The sequence below is a fragment of the Paracidovorax oryzae ATCC 19882 genome (assembly GCF_000687165.1).
GTDB lineage: Bacteria > Pseudomonadota > Gammaproteobacteria > Burkholderiales > Burkholderiaceae_C > Paracidovorax > Paracidovorax oryzae.
In genome coordinates this window covers 62,989-79,094 of record NZ_JMKU01000017.1, presented here as the reverse complement: position 1 = coordinate 79,094, position 16,106 = coordinate 62,989, and the positions used below count along the sequence as shown (strand labels likewise).

Genomic DNA, 16,106 nt, shown 5'->3' with positions numbered 1-16,106 from the left:
GCGGAAACAAGGTTTTCAGGCCGGCTCGGGCAGCGCGAAGCCGTTCTGCCGCCAGGCCTCGTACACCGTCACGGCGACGGCATTCGACAGGTTGAGGCTGCGCTGGCCCGGGAGCATCGGCAGGCGCAGGCGCTGGGCGGGCGGGAAGGCGTCCCGCAGTTCGGGCGGCAACCCCCGGCTTTCGGCACCGAACACGAACCAGTCGCCCGGCAGGAACAGGCTCTCGTAGACCGTGTGCACGCCGTGCGTGGTCATGGCGAACACGCGCTCCGGGCTGGGCTGGGCGTCGCGCAGGAAAGCCGTCCAGCCTGCGTGCTGCCGGACTTCCGCATATTCGTGGTAGTCCAGGCCCGCGCGCTTCATGAGCTTGTCTTCCATGGAGAAGCCCAGCGGTTCCACCAGGTGCAGGGTGCAGCCCGTATTCGCGGCCAGCCGGATCACGTTGCCGGTGTTGGGCGGAATTTCCGGTTCGACGAGGACGATGTGGAACATGGACCTATTGTGTGCCGCAGCATGCGGGCGCCTCGCCGCGGCGGACGGCAGATTGAAAAAAAATGTATCAGGCGGCGCAGCCTGCCCGACTCGGCCATCACCTTCCCTTCCCGCCCTCAGGCCGTGCGCGCCAGCACCACCGCGTCCACCCGGGTGGCACCGGCCTGCAGCAGCACGCGGGCGGCGGCATGCAGCGTCGCGCCGGTGGTCATCACGTCGTCCACCAGCACGATGCGTTGGCCCTGCACCCGTGCGGCACGGTCGCGCGCCACGGCGAAGACGCCGTCCAGATTGCGCAGCCGCCCGGCGCGCGACAGGCTGCTCTGGGCCGGTGCGGCGTGCAGGCGCACCAGGGTGCGCGCGTCGCAGCGGCCAGGCGACAGCGCTGCCGCCAGCAGCGCCGACTGGTTGAAGCCGCGCTCGCGCAAGCGCTCCGGCGCGAGCGGTATCGGCAGCACCGCATCCGCCGCATCGAGCAGCGGCTCGGCCCAGGGCGCCGCACGCACCAGCAGGGCGAGGCTGGCGGCCCAGCCGGGATCGGAGTGGAATTTGAACCCGGCCAGTGCGTCCGACCACGGATAGCCGTAGTCCACCGCGGCGACACAGGCCGACAGGGGCGGGGGATCGCGCAGGCAGTCCCCGCACCGGCGCACGCCCGCGGGCACGGGCAGGGCGCAGGTCGTGCACCGGGGGCGGGGCTGGGCGAAGCGCTCGGCGCAGGCATCGCACACGCGGCGCGCCGGCCAAGCATGGCAGACCGCGCACTGGCTGGGCACCGCACGGACGGCGGCGGCGAACCCGTCCGATATCCCCGAGAACCACTGCTTCCACATGGCATCAATATACTGCCCGACCCGCTTCCCGCCCTCCGCCCCCGATGTCCGCGCCCCCCGACCGCCAGCTTCCCCCCACCATCGACCCGGCCGCCGCAGCGCGCTGGCATGCGGCCGCGCCCGCTGCCTCCCCTTGGCTGCACGAAGAGGTCGCGCGCCGCATGGAAGACCGGCTGCAGTGGATCCGGCAGGCACCCGCGGCCTGGGCCGACTGGGACCCGGTGCGCGGCGGCCTGCAGGGGCACGGGCTGGTGGCCCGCCGCTACCCGGGGGCCGTGGCGTGGATCGCCGAGACCGCGCCGCGGCACCTGACGGCGGCGCGCGAGGCGCTCGCGCGGCCCTGGTGGAGCCCGGGGCGCTGGGCGTCCGGCGCCCCGCGGTTCGGCCTGCCCCCGGACGGCGGCGTGCAGATGCTCTGGGCCAACATGGCGCTGCACCTCTCGGCCGATCCACAGGCGCTGATCGCCCGCTGGCACCGCGCGCTGGCCGTGGACGGCTACCTGATGTTCTCCTGCCTGGGGCCCGACACCGTGCGCGAGCTGCACGCGCTCCACGCGGCCCTGGGATGGCCGCCCGCGGGGCACGCCATGACCGACATGCACGACTGGGGCGACATGCTGGTCCAGCAGGGCTTCGCGGAGCCGGTGATGGACATGGAGCGCATCACCCTGACCTTCGCCACGCCCGCGCGGCTGCTGCAGGAACTGCGCGAACTCGGCCGCAACTTCCATCCCGCGCGCTTTCCCGCGCTGCGGGGCCGCGCCTGGCGCGACCGGCTCGAGCGGGCGCTGGCCGATCGCCTCGCCAGCCCCGACAACGGGGGACAGCTCGCGCTCACCTTCGAGATCATCTACGGCCATGCCTTCAAGCCCGCGCCGCGGCTCAAGATGAGCGAGAGCAGCGCGGTCTCGCTGCAGGACATGCGCGCCATGCTGCGCCAGGGGCGCCCGCCCGGGCCCTGAGGGCGGGCCCGGCCCGGCGCCGCGCCGTGCGGCGGGTTTTCCCGGACGGCTACGGCCAGTGGCCTGAATCCACCGCAAGCTACAATTTACGGGCTATGGGGCCTGGCCAGCCCGTGCGCAGCATGCACGGGCCTGAGCACCCCGCGCCGCGCGCCTGCCCGAGTGCGTGGCGCCTTCGCGCGCCATGGCCCGGCCGACCTGTCGCACGGCCGCCTCCTTCCTTCTCATGGTTTGTACTGGGCCGGGCCGCGGATGGCGCCTGCGCTATTGCAATCGCGACACGGGGACGGCATGCTGCGCCATGCACGGCTGGCCGCCTTTCGGGGTGGCGGGCCGGTGCATGCAGGGACAGGAGAGAGACACCCGCGCGGCGCTGCCGGCACCGCGCATTCGATCACGCCGGGTTCATGCGGAACCCGGGGCACCGCGGCCGGGGGCCGCCGCGCCCCGGCTGTCGGAATCCGCATGCCCCCGGGCGCCGCCCGACCCACGCGGGCGCACCCGGGGAAAAGGGTTCATTGAGGCTGAGAAGTGAGAACTATGAAGAAAAGCATTTCCAACCCGCTGCCTTCGTTGCTGCTGCTGTGCGGAGCATGGGTGGGGGGCGCTGCGCACGCGGTGCAGGACCTCCCCGGCGGCCCGGCCGTGCGCCAGCTCAATCTTGCGCCCCCGGTCACGCGCATCGCCGAGGAGCAGCATTTCCTGCACTGGATGATGCTCGTCATCTGCACGCTGATCTTCGTGGGCGTGTTCTCGGTGATGTTCTATTCCATCTGGAAGCACCGCAAGTCGCAGGGCGCCAAGCCCGCCAACTTCCACGAGTCCGTCACGGTCGAGGTCATCTGGACCATCGTCCCCTTCATCATCGTGATCCTCATGGCCCTGCCTGCCACCAAGGTGCTCGTGGCCCAGAAGGACACCACCAACGCCGACCTCACGGTGAAGGTCACCGGCTACCAGTGGAAGTGGGGCTACGACTACATCAACGGCGAGGGCCAGGGCCTGGCCTACATCTCCACGCTCGACAGCAGCCACCGCCGGCTCTCCGACAGCGGCAAGGTCGCCGACGCGCCGCCGGACTACCTGCTCAAGGTGGACAACCCCCTCGTCGTGCCCGTGGGCAAGAAGGTGCGCGTGATCACCACCGCCAACGACGTCATCCATTCGTTCATGGTGCCGGCCTTCGGCATCAAGCAGGACGCGATCCCCGGCTTCGTGCGCGACACCTGGTTCCGCGCCGACAAGGTCGGCGACTACTACGGCCAGTGCGCCGAGCTCTGCGGCAAGGAGCACGCCTACATGCCCATCCACGTGAAGGTGCTCTCCGCCGCCGACTACACCCAGTGGGTCGCCGCCGAGAAGAAGAAGGCCGCCGCCAAGGCCGACGATCCCAACAAGGTCTGGACGCTGACCGACATCGTGGCCCGCGGCGAGAAGGTGTATGCCGCCAACTGCGCCGCCTGCCACCAGCCCAACGGCAAGGGCGCCGGCCCCATCAAGCCGCTCGACGGCTCGGCCATCGTCAAGGACGAAGACCATACCAAGCAGATCCACATCGTGCTCAAGGGCGCGGCCGGCGGCGCCATGCCCTCCTGGGCGCAGCTGAGCGACACCGACCTCGCGGCCGTGGTCAGCTACACGAAGAACGCCTGGTCCAACAAGACCGGCCAGATCGTCCAGCCCTCGGAAATCGTGGCCCAGCGTGGCAAGTGAGACAGCTAAAGCATTGAGGAACCCGACATGAGCGCAGTTCTCGACCCCACCGGGCATGCCGCCGGCCACGACCACGGCAGCCACGACCACGACCATGGACACCACGGCCCCACGGGCTGGCGCCGCTGGGTGTTCGCCACCAACCACAAGGACATCGGCACGCTGTACCTGCTGTTCTCGTTCACCATGCTGATGATCGGCGGCATCCTGGCGCTGCTGATCCGCGCCGAGCTGTTCCAGCCCGGCCTGCAGATCGTGAACCCCGAGCTCTTCAACCAGCTCACCACCATGCACGGCCTCATCATGGTGTTCGGCGCCATCATGCCGGCCTTCGTGGGCTTCGCGAACTGGATGATCCCGCTGCAGATCGGCGCGTCCGACATGGCCTTCGCGCGCATGAACAACTTCAGCTTCTGGCTGATGATCCCGGCCGCGCTGATGCTGGTCAGCTCGTTCTTCATGCCCGGCGGCGCGCCCGCCGCGGGCTGGACGCTCTATGCGCCGCTCACGCTGCAGATGGGCCCGTCGATGGACGCCGGCATCTTCGCCATGCACATCCTGGGCGCCTCGTCCATCATGGGCTCGATCAACATCATCGTGACCATCCTGAACATGCGCGCGCCGGGCATGACGCTCATGAAGATGCCCATGTTCTGCTGGACCTGGCTCATCACCGCCTACCTGCTGATCGCCGTGATGCCCGTGCTGGCCGGCGCCATCACCATGACGCTGACCGACCGCCACTTCGGCACCAGCTTCTTCAACCCGGCAGGCGGCGGCGACCCGGTGATGTACCAGCACATCTTCTGGTTCTTCGGCCACCCCGAGGTGTACATCATGATCCTGCCGGCCTTCGGCATCATCAGCCAGATCGTGCCGGCCTTCAGCCGCAAGAAGCTCTTCGGCTACGCCTCCATGGTGTATGCCACCTCGTCCATCGCCATCCTGTCGTTCATCGTATGGGCGCACCACATGTTCACCACGGGCATGCCGGTCACGGGCCAGCTGTTCTTCATGTACGCCACCATGCTGATCTCCGTGCCCACGGCCGTGAAGATCTTCAACTGGATCGCCACCATGTGGCGCGGCTCCATGACCTTCGAGACGCCCATGCTGTTCGCCGTGGGCTTCATCTTCGTGTTCACCATGGGCGGCTTCACCGGCCTCATCCTGTCGATGGCGCCCATCGACATCCAGCTGCAGGATACCTACTACGTCGTGGCCCACTTCCACTACGTGCTGGTGGCCGGCTCGCTGTTCTCCATGTTCGCGGCCTACTACTACTGGGCCCCTAAGTGGACGGGCGTGATGTATTCGGAGCGGCGCGGCCAGATCCACTTCTGGGGCTCGCTCATCACCTTCAACATCACCTTCTTCCCGATGCACTTCCTGGGCCTGGCCGGCATGCCGCGCCGCTATGCCGACTACCCCATGCAGTTCGCCGACTTCAACATGGTGGCCTCCATCGGCGCCTTCGGCTTCGGGCTGATGCAGGTGTATTTCTTCCTCGCCGTCGTGCTGCCCGCGATGCGCGGCAAGGGCGAGCCCGCGCCCCAGCGCCCGTGGGAGGCCGCCGAGGGCCTGGAATGGGAAGTGCCGTCCCCGGCGCCGTTCCACACCTACGAGACTCCGCCCAGGCTCGACGCATCCGCCACCCGCGTGATCGGCTGACCGCACAGGCCAGGAAGGAGCGCGCACGACATGGCGACACCCGAGCAGAAGAAGGCCAACCTGCGCATGGCCATCATCCTGGCCTCCATCGCCGTGGCCTTCTTCATCGGTTTCATGGTCAAGATGGCCTGGAGACTATGAGGCACCCCCTGAGTCGCTGCGCGCCTTCCCCCTCCAGGGGGTCGGCGCCCGTGGCCCGGCGAAGCCGGTTCCACGGGGTCTGCTGGCGTGGCCTGCTCCGCGGCCATCGGACGGGTGAAACCGTGGCGGGTTGCTGCGCCGTGCGGATCGTGCCGCAGGAGGAAGGGGTCCGATGAGCCGCCGCCGCGAGAACTTCAAGATGGTGGGCAAGCTGGCCGTGATCTCGGCCGGCATGTTCGCGTTCGGCTACGTCCTCATCCCCATCTACAAGCACATCTGCGAAATCACGGGCATCAACATCCTCTCGCTGTCGGAACGGCAGGTGCCGGGCAACGGCGTGGCAGGCCGCGACGTGAAGCTGCCCGCGAACACGCAGGTGGACACCAGCCGCACGATCACGGTCGAGTTCGATGCCAACGCGCGCGGCCCGTGGGACTTCAAGCCCGCCCGCTCCTCCGTCCAGGTGCATCCGGGCGAGCTCACCACCGTGATGTACGAATTCCAGAACGTGCAGAACCGCCGCATGGCGGCCCAGGCCATCCCGAGCTACGCGCCCCGGCAGGCGGCGGCGCACTTCAACAAGCTCGAGTGCTTCTGCTTCAACCAGTACACGCTAGAGCCCGGCGAGAAACGCGAATGGCCGGTGGCCTTCGTGGTCGATCCGCGCCTGCCCAGGGACGTGACCACGATCACGCTGTCCTATACGTTCTTCGAGGTCGGCGGCAAGACGCCACCGGCGCCCGCTACCGTGTCCGCAGCGCCGCAGGCCCGCCCGGAGGCCGGCTCATGACGGGATCGCGCCACGAACCCCGCCACGCCTCGCCAGCCGCGCGCCCCGGCTCGCTGTGGCGCACGGTACGCGCCGTGGCATGGTCGCTGCTGGGCATCCGCAAGGGCGACGAGTACCGGCAGGACACCGAGCGCATCAACCCGCTGCACATCATCGCGGTCGGCCTCGTGGCCGTCGTGCTGCTGGTGGCCGGCCTCATCGCCGTTGTGAACTGGGTGGTGTAGCCGCCCGGTCCGATCCCGAGAAGACGAAAGACGACAAGAAGGAAAGAGACAGGAGCCAGCCATGAGTGCATCCACCCCCCAGGGCACCACGCCGTACTACTACGTTCCCGCCGAGTCGCGCCATCCGGCCATGGCCGCCGCGGGCCTCTTCTTCGTGATCCTCGGCGCGGGCCAGTGGGTCAACGGCCACGATTGGGGCAAGTATTCGCTGTTCTTCGGCCTCGCCTGGTGGCTGTTCGTGCTCTACCAGTGGTTCCGCGATGCGGCCCGCGAAAGCGAGGGCGGCCTCTACAGCCGCAAGATCGACCTCTCGTACCGCTGGAGCATGAGCTGGTTCATCTTCTCCGAAGTGATGTTCTTCGGCGCCTTCTTCACCGCCCTGTGGTGGGCGCGCTCGCATTCCGTGCCGGCGCTGGGCAGCCTCGACAACGCGCTGCTCTGGCCCGACTTCAAGGCCGTGTGGCCCAGCATGGCCGCTGGCGCCACGGCCTCGCCCGCCGGCATCGTCGAGCCCTTCCAGACCGTGGGCCCCTTCTGGCTGCCCACCATCAACACCGCGCTGCTGCTGACCTCGGGCGTCACCCTCACCATCGCCCACCATGCCCTGCGCGAAAGCCACCGCGCACGCGCCATCGGCTTCATGTGGGTCACCGTGGTGCTCGGCTTCGTGTTCCTCTGCGTGCAGGGCTACGAGTACTTCCACCTCTACACCGAGCTGAACCTCAAGCTCAGCTCCGGCGTCTTCGGCTCCACGTTCTTCATGCTGACGGGCTTCCACGGCTTCCACGTCTTCGTGGGCATGCTGATGCTGCTGTTCATCACGCTGCGGCTGCAGAAGGGCCATTTCACCGCCGAGCGCCACTTCGGCTTCGAGGGCGCCGCCTGGTACTGGCACTTCGTGGACGTGGTGTGGCTGGGCCTGTACGTGCTGGTGTACTGGCTCTGAGCCGGCACGCGCACCGGCAGGAAAGCGCCCCCGGGCGCTTTTTTGCATCCGGGGCGGTGGGGGAGGGGCTTCGGAGCCGCTCCTAGCGCCCGACGGGCAGGCCCGTGGGCTGGATGTAGCCCAGCTTCCATGCCGCGAGCAGGCAGAGGAAGAGCAGAATGGACAGCCCCACCCGTACCGCGAGCGCCCGGGCCATGTGCCTGCCGCGGCGGGCGTCGTCCCGCCCCGTGCGCATCATGAAGAAAAGCGCCGATGCGAGGCTCGCCAGAATGGCCAGGAAGGCCAGCACCACGACGTATTTCATGCAGCCCATTATCCGCAAGCGCACCGATGGCGCCAGGGGTCTCCGCCCGGACTGGCGCTTCTGGTGCATCACCGCTGCCGCCGTCGCCACCATGGCCGCCACCGCGGCACTCGGCCGCTGGCAGCTCTCGCGCGCGGCGGAGAAGCAGGCCTGGCAGGCCATGGTCGATGCACGGCAGGCGATGCCGCCCGTGCTCGCCACGGCCCTGGCTTCGCTGCCGCCCGTCTCTGGCCCCGCGGGAGCGGGCGCGAAGGCACCCGCCGAGGATGGCGCTGCCGGCATGCCGGGCGGCAACCCCCTCGTGCACCGTCCGGCGGTGCTCCGGGGCCGATGGCTTCCCCGCGATACGGTCTTCCTCGACAACCGGCAGATGCAGGGCCGTCCCGGGTTCTTCGTCCTCACGCCCCTGCAGCTCACCTCGCCGGGAGCCGAGGGGGCCGTGGTACTCGTGCAGCGCGGATGGGTGCCGCGCGATTTCCAGGACCGCACGCGTCTGCCCGAGGTGCCGGCGCCTGCGGAAGATGTCGAAGTGCGCGGCCGCGTCGCGGCAGCGCCTTCGCGGCTCTACGAGCCCGGCGGGCCAGCTTCCGCCGCAGGCGGCGAGGGGTCTTCCCGCATCCGGCAGAATCTCGACCTGGCGGCCTACCGCGCCGAGACGGGGCTGCAGCGGCTCGCCCCCCTCACGGTGATCGAGACGGGCGGGCCCGAAGGTCCGCTGCTGCGCGACTGGCCGGCGGTCGATGCCGGGGTCGCCAGGCACCATGGCTACGCCTTCCAGTGGTTCGGGCTCTGCGCCCTCGTGGCAATCCTCTATGTCTGGTTCCAAATCGTCCGACGCTTCATTCGCCCAGGCCGCCAGCCGGCCCCCCCTGCCTGACGGACCGGGTTCCTCCCATCCGCTGGGCCTGAGCGTGCATGGCCTGCCGGCCGCGGCGGATGCCGTGGCGGCGCTGGAAACGCGCGCGCGTCAGGGCCGCTGGAAGATGCTGGGCGTGCTGCTGGTGTGCGCCGCCCCGGTCATCGCTTCCTACACCGCCTATTACGTGGTGCGCCCGGAGGCCCGCCGCAGCTACGGCGAACTCATCGATCCGCAGCGGCCCCTGCCCGATGCCCTCGCCACCCGCGGCATCGACGGCGCGGCGGCCGGCCCTCTCGGGGCGTTGAAAGGGCAGTGGCTGCTGGTGAGCGTGGCATCGGGTGCGTGCGACGAACCGTGCCGCAACCACCTCTACCTGCAGCGCCAGCTGCGCGAGGGCCTCGGCAAGGACAAGGAACGCATGGACTGGGTCTGGCTCGTGACCGACGCGGCCCCGGCCCCCGCCGAGATCGCCCCGGGCCTGCGCGATGCCGTGGTGCGCCGCGTGGACGCCCAGGCGCTCGCGGCATGGCTGGCCCCGGCCCCGGGCCATGCGCTGTCCGACCATCTCTTCGTCGTGGACCCGCTGGGCCACTGGATGATGCGCTTCCCCGCGCGCATGGACTCCGCGGGCGCCGCACGGGCCAAGCGCGACCTGGAGCGGCTCATGCGGGCCTCGTCGTCGTGGGACCAGCCGGGCCGCCCGGAGGCACGGCCATGAGCCGCGCCGGCCCGGGCGCGCGCGGGGCGATGCCCGCAGGAGGTGCCGCGCGATGAACGCCGCCCAGCCGCTCTACGATTTCGCGCCGCTCGCCGAACTGATGCTGCTCGGCCTCGCGATCGCCCTCGGGCCGCTGGCCTGGGTGGCGTGGCGCAACCGCCATGGATCGCCCGTACGGCGCTGGCAGGCGCTGGCGATCCTCACGCTCTTCCTCACGTTCGACCTGGTGCTGTTCGGCGCCTTCACCCGGCTCACCGATTCCGGGCTGGGCTGCCCCGACTGGCCCGGCTGCTACGGCAATGCGAGCCCGGTGGGCGCCCGTGCGGAAATCTCCGCCGCGCAGGAAGCCATGCCCACCGGCCCGGTCACGCACCGCAAGGCGTGGGTGGAGATGGTCCACCGCTACCTGGCCTCTGCCGTAGGCGTGCTCATCATCGCGCTCACGGTGGGCGCATGGTGGCAATGGCGCCGCCACCGCCGGGCCGGCCCGGATGCCGCGCACGAGCGCATGGCCGTGCATCCCTGGTGGCCCACGGCCACGCTCGTGTGGGTCTGCCTGCAGGGGGCGTTCGGTGCCTGGACGGTGACCATGAAGCTTTTCCCCGCTATCGTCACGCTGCACCTCGTCGGCGGCATCGTGCTGCTGGCCCTGCTGTGCGTGCAGGCCGTGCGGCAGACCCAGGCCTCGCGCGGCATCGCGCCGGCTCCCCTGGCACCGGGCCTGCGCACGCTGCTCGTGCTGACGGCGGTGCTGGTGGGTCTGCAGATCCTGCTGGGCGGCTGGGTGAGCACCAACTACGCCGTTCTCGCCTGCTCCACCTTCCCCACCTGCCAGGGCAGCTGGTGGCCCGACATGGCCTTCGCCGAGGGCTTCCAGATCTGGCGGCCCCTCGGCCTGCTGCAGGACGGCAGCCACATCAGCTTTGCCGGCCTCACCGCCATCCACTACGCCCACCGGCTGGCGGCCTATGCCGTGCTGGCCGCGCTCGCCCTGCTGGCCTGGCGCCTGCGCGCCGTGCCGGCATTGCGGCCGCAGGCCCGCTGGCTGGCGGGGCTGGCACTGCTGCAGTTCGCCACCGGCCTGTCCAACGTCGTGCTCGACTGGCCGCTGGTGGCCGCCGTGCTCCATACCGGCGGCGCGGCCGCCCTCGTTGTCGCGCTCACCTGGACCCTGGCCGCCAGCCGGGCCGTGGGCGCCAGAGACAAAATGTCCACCCCCCGCGCGGTTGAAACCGCCGCGGGTGCCCCGAGAATTTCTTCGCCATGAGTGCCGCTTCCGCTTCCACCGCATCCCCCGCGGTGCCGTCCCGCTTCTCGCAGTTCTACGCGCTGACCAAGCCGCGCGTGGTCCAGCTCATCGTCTTCTGCGCATTCATCGGCATGGTGCTCGCGGTGCCCGGCCTGCCGAGCGGGGCACAGTGGCTGCACATGGCCATCGCCTGCTTCGGGATCTGGCTGGTCGCCGGCGCCGCGGCCGCCTTCAACTGCCTCGTGGAGCAGCACATCGACGCCAAGATGAAGCGCACCGCCTGGCGCCCCACCGCCAAGGGCGAGCTCTCCAATGCCCAGACGCTCGCCTTCTCGGCCCTGCTGTGCCTGGCCGGCTCGCTCGTGCTGTTCTTCTGGGTGAATGCGCTCACGATGTGGCTCACCTTCGCCACCTTCGTGGGCTACGCCATCATCTACACCGTGGTGCTCAAGCCGCGCACGCCGCAGAACATCGTGATCGGCGGTGCCTCCGGCGCGATGCCGCCCGTGCTGGGCTGGGCGTCCATGACGGGCGACGTGGGGCCGGAGCCGCTGATCCTCTTCCTCATCATCTTTCTCTGGACGCCGCCGCATTTCTGGGCGCTCGCGCTCTACCGCGTGGAGGACTACCGCAAGTCCGGCCTGCCCATGCTGCCCGTCACCCACGGCAACGAATTCACGCGGCTGCAGGTGCTGCTCTACACCTTCATCCTGTTCGCCGGCTGCCTGATGCCCTTCGTGTACGGCATGAGCTCCTGGATCTACCTGGCCGCGGCCGTGGTGCTCTGCACCGGCTTCTGCGCCTATGCCTTCCGCCTCTGGCGCAGCTATTCGGACGCGCTCGCGCGCAAGACCTTCCGCTTCTCCCTGATCCACCTCAGCCTGCTCTTCGCCGCGCTGCTGGTGGACCATTACGTGCTCTGAACCGCCATGCCCATGCACAAACGCACCTTTCTTCGCAGCGCAGCGGCCTGCGCCCTGTTCGCCGGCGCGGCGGGCCTGCTCGCGGGCTGCTCCAAGGAACAGGCCCCGTCCTTCCAGGGCGTGGACATCACCGGCGCGGAGTACGCGCGCGACCTGGCGCTGCCCGACCACAACGGCCAGCCGCGCCACCTGAAGGACTTCGCCGGCAAGGTGGTGGTGGTCTTCTTCGGCTACACCCAGTGCCCGGACGTCTGCCCGACCTCCATGGCCGAGCTGGCCGAGGTCAAGCGCTCGCTGGGTGCGGACGGCGACCGGCTGCAGGGCCTGTTCGTCACGGTCGACCCGGAGCGCGACACGCCCGAGGTGCTCAAGGCCTACATGACCAATTTCGACCCGAGCTTCCTGGCGCTGCGCGGCACGCCCGAGCAGCTCGCTGCCGTCGCCAAGGACTTCAAGATCTACTACAAAAAGGTGCCGGGCAAGACGCCCACGAGCTACACCATGGACCACTCCGCGGGCAGCTACATCTACGACCCCGCCGGCCGGCTGCGCGTGTACCACCGCTACGGCAGCGGGGCACAGGCACTCGCTTCCGACGTCAAGGCCCTGCTGCAGGCCCCGGCCGCCTGAGCACGGAGGGCAGGGCAGGCCGCCCTCCGCGGTGCGGGGCCGGCGTGCCAGCCCGAACCGTGAAGGCGTCACACGCCGAGCGCTTGCGCGGCAGGGGCGCGCGTGGCGGGCGCGGTACGCGCCACCCGCCAGGAGGTCGGCCGGGCGGCATCGCGCGCAGAGGGCGTGGTGCGCTTCACCGGGGCGGGGGCCGGTGGCGTGTCCTCGGCCCGGGCCGCCTGGCTCGCCAGCAAGGCGACCAGCGGGGCGCGCACGATGGCGCAATGCCAGCGGTCATGGCGCACCACGGCGCCCTGCTGCGCCAGTTGCGTCAGCGACCGCGCAATGGTTTCCCGGGTGGTGGCCAGCAGGGAGGCCAGCACCGTATGCGTGGGCAGCCGCACGAGCGTGCTGCGCTGCAGCTGGGACAGCTGCAGCAGTGCGCTGGCCAACTGGGCGGGCACGCCGCGCAGGTGCAGCAGGCCCGACCAGTCCGCCAGCCGTGACTGCGCCTGCGCTTCCTCGTGCAGCAGCGCCTGCAGGAACTCCGAATCCAGCCCGCCGGAGCGCACCAGAGTGGCAGCCGGCAGCCTGCACAGCCGTCCTTCCTGCACGGCGACCCAGGTCAGGCGCTCGGCCGTGCCGAGCACCGCACCGGTGCCGAGCGCCTGTCCGCAGCCCGCCATGGCCACGGGACGCGCCACCTGGTCGGGGCCCGTGCGCTGCAGCAGTGCCGTCCCCACCTTGAGCACCGACAGGGATTCGGCCGTTTCCCCCTGCAGCTGGAGTACATCCCCCTTGCGGAACCGGTGCTCCTGCACGAGCGCGTGCCAGGGCACCCTCGCGGCATCGCTCTGGCGGCCGATCAGGCACTGGTGCCGGCTGGAACATTCATGGCAGTTCTGGCGGTCCGTGTCGGGGGCGTCGGAGATGGACATGGCCGGCTCAGGCGTAGGCCACGTCGCCATGGCGGCTCGGCACGAGGGTGCCGGCGGAAAGCGACATCATGAGCAGCGCGATCCGCTCATGCAGGATCACGGTCTTCTGGTTGCCCGAGTCCACCATGTGCTTGCGCAACGCTTCGCGCACCGGCGCCTGGCCTGTGACGTCGATCACGATGTCCGAGTCGGCGCCATGCTGCTGCAGCAGGTCCATGTAGTCCTGGTGGATGGGCACGCCATGGCTGCGTGCCAGGGCGACGCCGGGCAGCGAGAGATCCAGTTCCGCCACGCCCAGCACCTGGACGAAAGGCGCGGCCAGCAGCTGCCGCAGCAGCGGCGTGCCCGTCTGGCCGGCACCGATGACGATGATGCGGAATGTTGGCATGGCAGGGAACTCCCGGAAGTTGGATCGATGACCGGAGTCTGCCGGCGCGATGCCCTGGCGGGCATGATCTACATCAATGGCCGCGCTGCGTTCGCAGGAGCGGGGTGCCCGCGTCCCGTCACTCCACCCGGATCTTCTGCGCGCGGATCACCTGCTCCATCTGCGAGGTATCCGCCTCGATGCGGCGGGCCAGGCCCTCCGCGGAGGTGCCGGCCACCTGCCAGCCCTGCTGGAACAGCGCGTCGCGCACTTCCGGCGTCCGGGCGATCCCGGCGATCGCCGTGGAAAGGCGCGCCCGGTGGGCGGCCGGCATCGAAGCGGGCGCGGCGAAGGCATTCCAGATCTCCAGCTGGAAATCCTTCACGCCGGCCTCCGCGAGGCTCGGGATACCCGGCACGAGCGAACTGCGGCCGGCCGAGGTCACGCCCAGCAGCTGCAGCTTGCCGCTGCGTTGCTGTGCCACGGCCAGCGCCGGCGGCAGCAGGGCCATCTGCAGTTGCCCGCCGAGCATGCCCATCGCCACCTGCGGATAGCCCGGATAGGGGACATGCACCGGCGCGATGCCCGTGCGGGCCTTGAGCAGTTCGGTCCCGATATGGCCCATGGTGCCGACGCCGGGCGTCCCGTAGCTCCAGCGGTCGCCCGCCTGGCGGGCTGCCTCCAGGAAGGTGCGTGCATCCGCATGGGCCGGCACCCCCGCCTGCGCCACGGGCGCCGTCAACACCAGCGGCGACACGCCCACGAGGCTCAGCGGCGCAAGATCCTTGTGCGGATCGAAGGGCAGCGAGGGATTGACCAGCTTCGCGATGGTGAAGTTGACGTTGATGAACAATCCGATGGTGTGGCCGTCCGTCGCCTTGGCCACGGCATCCGCGCCGATATTGCCGCTGGCGCCGACCTTGTTCTCGACGACCACCGGCTGGCCCAGAGCATGGGCGAGCGGATCCGCGAAGGTGCGCGCCGTCAGGTCGGGCGAGGAACCCGGGGGAAATCCCACGATGAGGCGCAACGGCCTGGAAGGCCAGGTGGTGCCCTGGGCCGCCGGCTGTGCGGCCACTGCCCATCCACTGCCCAGCAGGGCGGCTCCGGAAGCGAGGATACGGCGGCGGGCCAGGGAAATGGAAAACGACTTGTCTGGGCGTTGCATGGAATGTGCGGCAGATGAAAAAAGGGCGCGCTACCCGTTCAGGTAGCACACCCGATTATCGCTGTCGCCACGAAGATTCCGTAGCGCGAAACGGTGTGAAAGGTGTCAGGCGTATTCCGCCAGCGCCTTCTTCATCTTCTTCATCGCGGCCACTTCGATTTGCCGGATGCGCTCCGCGCTCACGCCGTACACGGCCGCCAGTTCATGCAGCGTCATGCCACCCGAGCCGTCGTCGTTGACCTTGAGCCAGCGCTCCTCGACGATGCGGCGGCTGCGGTCGTCCAGCGTGGCCAGCGCGTTCGCGATGCCGTCCGTGGCAAGCACGTCGCGCTGGCGCGATTCGATCATGGCGGTCGGCTCGTGCGTGCCGTCGGCCAGGTAGGCGATGGGGCCATAGGCCTGCTCACCATCGTCCGACGGGGCCGGGTCCAGCATCACGTCGCCTCCGGACAGGCGCGTTTCCATCTCGATGACTTCTTCGCGCTTGACGTTGAGCTGCTGCGCCACGACGTCGATTTCCTGCTCGGAGAGCGTCTCGCGGTGGGTACCCGTGTTCCCGGCGGCGGAATCGGCCTTGAAGCCCTGCTTCATCGAGCGCAGGTTGAAGAACAGCTTGCGCTGGCTCTTGGTGGTGGCCACCTTCACCATGCGCCAGTTCTTCAGGATGTACTCGTGGATCTCGGCCTTGATCCAGTGCATCGCGTAGCTCACCAGCCGCACGTTCTGGTCCGGATCGAAACGTTTCACGGCCTTCATCAGGCCCACGTTGCCTTCCTGGATCAGGTCGCCGTGCGGCAGGCCGTAGCCCAGGTACTGCCGGGCGATCGACACCACCAGCCGCAGGTGCGACATCACCATCCGGCCTGCGGCTTCGACGTCGTTGTGTTCCTTCAGCCGGCGCGCGTAGGTGCGCTCCTCCTCCGCCGTCAGCATCGGCAGACGGTTCACGGCGGAGATGTAGGCATCCAGGTTGCCCAGCGGGGGGATCAGGGCCCAGGCGTTGGCCGGTGCGAGCGCGGTGGCGGCGGTTCCAGACTGAATCGTCATTCCAGAAATCCTTTCTTCCATGCTTTCACTTTAGCAGTCTATTGGAGGGAGTGCTAAGGCCGAAGTTCCTTTCCCTGCGTAGGACTGGGGATGTCTGCGAAGTCGGAGTGTGATTTCTGTCGACACCCGGTCAGTCTTGTACTTTGCTCACT

The 16,106-nt window shown here is 69.4% G+C and carries 19 protein-coding genes; 12 read left to right on the top strand and 7 right to left on the bottom strand.

Annotated elements, in window-relative coordinates; translation table 11 throughout:
* Positions 1-15: 15 nt before the first annotated feature.
* Positions 16-492 (bottom strand): tRNA (cytidine(34)-2'-O)-methyltransferase, encoded by a 477-nt coding sequence (locus T336_RS0114290; protein WP_019701915.1) that lies wholly within the window; start codon positions 490-492, stop codon positions 16-18.
* Between the two features lie 116 nt (positions 493-608).
* On the bottom strand, positions 609-1,325 hold the full coding sequence (locus T336_RS0114285) for a ComF family protein (protein WP_026433072.1): 717 nt from the start codon (positions 1,323-1,325) through the stop codon (positions 609-611).
* Between the two features lie 44 nt (positions 1,326-1,369).
* Here T336_RS0114285 and T336_RS0114280 point away from each other — a divergent pair, with 44 nt between their 5' ends.
* From T336_RS0114280 to T336_RS0114250, 7 genes are all read left to right on the top strand, one after another.
* Positions 1,370-2,287 (top strand): class I SAM-dependent methyltransferase, encoded by a 918-nt coding sequence (locus T336_RS0114280; RefSeq protein WP_026433071.1) that lies wholly within the window; start codon positions 1,370-1,372, stop codon positions 2,285-2,287.
* A 540-nt stretch (positions 2,288-2,827) separates the two neighbouring features.
* Entirely contained in the window at positions 2,828-4,000 is a 1,173-nt protein-coding gene (coxB, locus tag T336_RS0114275) for a cytochrome c oxidase subunit II (RefSeq protein WP_026433070.1), read from the top strand.
* A gap of 27 nt (positions 4,001-4,027) precedes the next feature.
* Positions 4,028-5,671, top strand: a complete 1,644-nt coding sequence (ctaD, locus tag T336_RS0114270; RefSeq protein WP_026433069.1) for a cytochrome c oxidase subunit I — start codon at positions 4,028-4,030, stop codon at positions 5,669-5,671.
* Positions 5,672-5,701: 30 nt separating this feature from the next.
* The gene (locus tag T336_RS27215) at positions 5,702-5,812 is read left to right on the top strand and encodes a cytochrome oxidase small assembly protein (protein ID WP_013596169.1); all 111 of its coding nucleotides are present in this window, start codon (positions 5,702-5,704) and stop codon (positions 5,810-5,812) included.
* Positions 5,813-5,984: 172 nt separating this feature from the next.
* Positions 5,985-6,602, top strand: a complete 618-nt coding sequence (locus T336_RS0114260; protein WP_019701910.1) for a cytochrome c oxidase assembly protein — start codon at positions 5,985-5,987, stop codon at positions 6,600-6,602.
* Positions 6,599-6,826, top strand: coding sequence for a DUF2970 domain-containing protein (locus tag T336_RS0114255; RefSeq protein ID WP_026433068.1), 228 nt, complete (start codon positions 6,599-6,601; stop codon positions 6,824-6,826). The genes T336_RS0114260 and T336_RS0114255 overlap by 4 nt, the downstream gene beginning before the upstream one ends.
* 61 nt (positions 6,827-6,887) lie before the next feature.
* A complete protein-coding gene (locus T336_RS0114250; protein WP_013596166.1) occupies positions 6,888-7,772 on the top strand; it encodes a cytochrome c oxidase subunit 3 in 885 nt (294 codons plus the stop codon).
* 82 nt (positions 7,773-7,854) lie between these two features.
* On the opposite strand, the gene T336_RS0114245 is transcribed toward T336_RS0114250, so the two are convergent.
* The gene (locus tag T336_RS0114245; protein WP_026433067.1) at positions 7,855-8,076 is read right to left on the bottom strand and encodes a twin transmembrane helix small protein; all 222 of its coding nucleotides are present in this window, start codon (positions 8,074-8,076) and stop codon (positions 7,855-7,857) included.
* On the opposite strand from T336_RS0114245, the gene T336_RS0114240 reads away from it, so the two are divergent.
* The 5 genes from T336_RS0114240 to T336_RS0114220 are packed head-to-tail and all read left to right on the top strand — an operon-like array spanning position 8,075 to position 12,455.
* Entirely contained in the window at positions 8,075-8,953 is an 879-nt protein-coding gene (locus T336_RS0114240) for an SURF1 family protein (protein ID WP_035226087.1), read from the top strand. The two genes, T336_RS0114245 and T336_RS0114240, sit on opposite strands and share 2 nt — an antisense overlap.
* Positions 8,889-9,653, top strand: coding sequence for a redox-active disulfide-containing membrane protein (locus T336_RS0114235; protein ID WP_026433065.1), 765 nt, complete (start codon positions 8,889-8,891; stop codon positions 9,651-9,653). The genes T336_RS0114240 and T336_RS0114235 overlap by 65 nt, the downstream gene beginning before the upstream one ends.
* 52 nt (positions 9,654-9,705) lie before the next feature.
* A complete protein-coding gene (locus tag T336_RS0114230) occupies positions 9,706-10,920 on the top strand; it encodes a COX15/CtaA family protein (RefSeq protein WP_026433064.1) in 1,215 nt (404 codons plus the stop codon).
* Positions 10,917-11,825, top strand: coding sequence for a heme o synthase (gene cyoE / locus T336_RS0114225; protein WP_019702058.1), 909 nt, complete (start codon positions 10,917-10,919; stop codon positions 11,823-11,825). Before T336_RS0114230 ends, cyoE begins: the two co-directional genes overlap by 4 nt.
* A gap of 6 nt (positions 11,826-11,831) precedes the next feature.
* Positions 11,832-12,455, top strand: coding sequence for an SCO family protein (locus tag T336_RS0114220; RefSeq protein WP_026433063.1), 624 nt, complete (start codon positions 11,832-11,834; stop codon positions 12,453-12,455).
* A 68-nt stretch (positions 12,456-12,523) separates the two neighbouring features.
* On the opposite strand, the gene T336_RS25205 is transcribed toward T336_RS0114220, so the two are convergent.
* From T336_RS25205 to rpoH, 4 genes are all read right to left on the bottom strand, one after another.
* On the bottom strand, positions 12,524-13,372 hold the full coding sequence (locus T336_RS25205; RefSeq protein WP_051647225.1) for a Crp/Fnr family transcriptional regulator: 849 nt from the start codon (positions 13,370-13,372) through the stop codon (positions 12,524-12,526).
* A gap of 7 nt (positions 13,373-13,379) precedes the next feature.
* Positions 13,380-13,760, bottom strand: a complete 381-nt coding sequence (locus tag T336_RS0114210; RefSeq protein WP_026433061.1) for a Gfo/Idh/MocA family oxidoreductase — start codon at positions 13,758-13,760, stop codon at positions 13,380-13,382.
* Positions 13,761-13,878: 118 nt separating this feature from the next.
* Positions 13,879-14,907 carry a Bug family tripartite tricarboxylate transporter substrate binding protein gene (locus T336_RS0114205; RefSeq protein ID WP_026433060.1) on the bottom strand — a complete coding sequence of 343 codons (1,029 nt, stop codon included), beginning with the start codon at positions 14,905-14,907 and terminating at the stop codon, positions 13,879-13,881.
* A 105-nt stretch (positions 14,908-15,012) separates the two neighbouring features.
* Positions 15,013-15,954, bottom strand: a complete 942-nt coding sequence (rpoH, locus tag T336_RS0114200; RefSeq protein WP_013596157.1) for an RNA polymerase sigma factor RpoH — start codon at positions 15,952-15,954, stop codon at positions 15,013-15,015.
* Positions 15,955-16,106: the final 152 nt, after the last annotated feature.

Excerpts from the sequence above, each read along its gene's own strand:
- T336_RS0114220 (WP_026433063.1), top strand. The coding sequence starts at position 11,832 with ATGCCCATGCACAAACGCACCTTTCTTCGCAGCGCAGCGGCCTGCGCC.
- T336_RS0114205 (WP_026433060.1), bottom strand. The coding sequence starts at position 14,907 with ATGCAACGCCCAGACAAGTCGTTTTCCATTTCCCTGGCCCGCCGCCGT.
- ctaD (WP_026433069.1), top strand. The coding sequence starts at position 4,028 with ATGAGCGCAGTTCTCGACCCCACCGGGCATGCCGCCGGCCACGACCAC.
- T336_RS25205 (WP_051647225.1), bottom strand. The coding sequence starts at position 13,372 with ATGTCCATCTCCGACGCCCCCGACACGGACCGCCAGAACTGCCATGAA.
- T336_RS0114240 (WP_035226087.1), top strand. The coding sequence starts at position 8,075 with ATGCAGCCCATTATCCGCAAGCGCACCGATGGCGCCAGGGGTCTCCGC.
- cyoE (WP_019702058.1), top strand. The coding sequence starts at position 10,917 with ATGAGTGCCGCTTCCGCTTCCACCGCATCCCCCGCGGTGCCGTCCCGC.
- T336_RS0114260 (WP_019701910.1), top strand. The coding sequence starts at position 5,985 with ATGAGCCGCCGCCGCGAGAACTTCAAGATGGTGGGCAAGCTGGCCGTG.
- T336_RS0114235 (WP_026433065.1), top strand. The coding sequence starts at position 8,889 with ATGTCTGGTTCCAAATCGTCCGACGCTTCATTCGCCCAGGCCGCCAGC.
- T336_RS0114290 (WP_019701915.1), bottom strand. The coding sequence starts at position 492 with ATGTTCCACATCGTCCTCGTCGAACCGGAAATTCCGCCCAACACCGGC.
- T336_RS0114250 (WP_013596166.1), top strand. The coding sequence starts at position 6,888 with ATGAGTGCATCCACCCCCCAGGGCACCACGCCGTACTACTACGTTCCC.
- T336_RS0114245 (WP_026433067.1), bottom strand. The coding sequence starts at position 8,076 with ATGAAATACGTCGTGGTGCTGGCCTTCCTGGCCATTCTGGCGAGCCTC.
- T336_RS0114230 (WP_026433064.1), top strand. The coding sequence starts at position 9,706 with ATGAACGCCGCCCAGCCGCTCTACGATTTCGCGCCGCTCGCCGAACTG.
- coxB (WP_026433070.1), top strand. The coding sequence starts at position 2,828 with ATGAAGAAAAGCATTTCCAACCCGCTGCCTTCGTTGCTGCTGCTGTGC.
- T336_RS27215 (WP_013596169.1), top strand. The coding sequence starts at position 5,702 with ATGGCGACACCCGAGCAGAAGAAGGCCAACCTGCGCATGGCCATCATC.
- T336_RS0114210 (WP_026433061.1), bottom strand. The coding sequence starts at position 13,760 with ATGCCAACATTCCGCATCATCGTCATCGGTGCCGGCCAGACGGGCACG.
- T336_RS0114285 (WP_026433072.1), bottom strand. The coding sequence starts at position 1,325 with ATGTGGAAGCAGTGGTTCTCGGGGATATCGGACGGGTTCGCCGCCGCC.
- T336_RS0114255 (WP_026433068.1), top strand. The coding sequence starts at position 6,599 with ATGACGGGATCGCGCCACGAACCCCGCCACGCCTCGCCAGCCGCGCGC.
- rpoH (WP_013596157.1), bottom strand. The coding sequence starts at position 15,954 with ATGACGATTCAGTCTGGAACCGCCGCCACCGCGCTCGCACCGGCCAAC.
- T336_RS0114280 (WP_026433071.1), top strand. The coding sequence starts at position 1,370 with ATGTCCGCGCCCCCCGACCGCCAGCTTCCCCCCACCATCGACCCGGCC.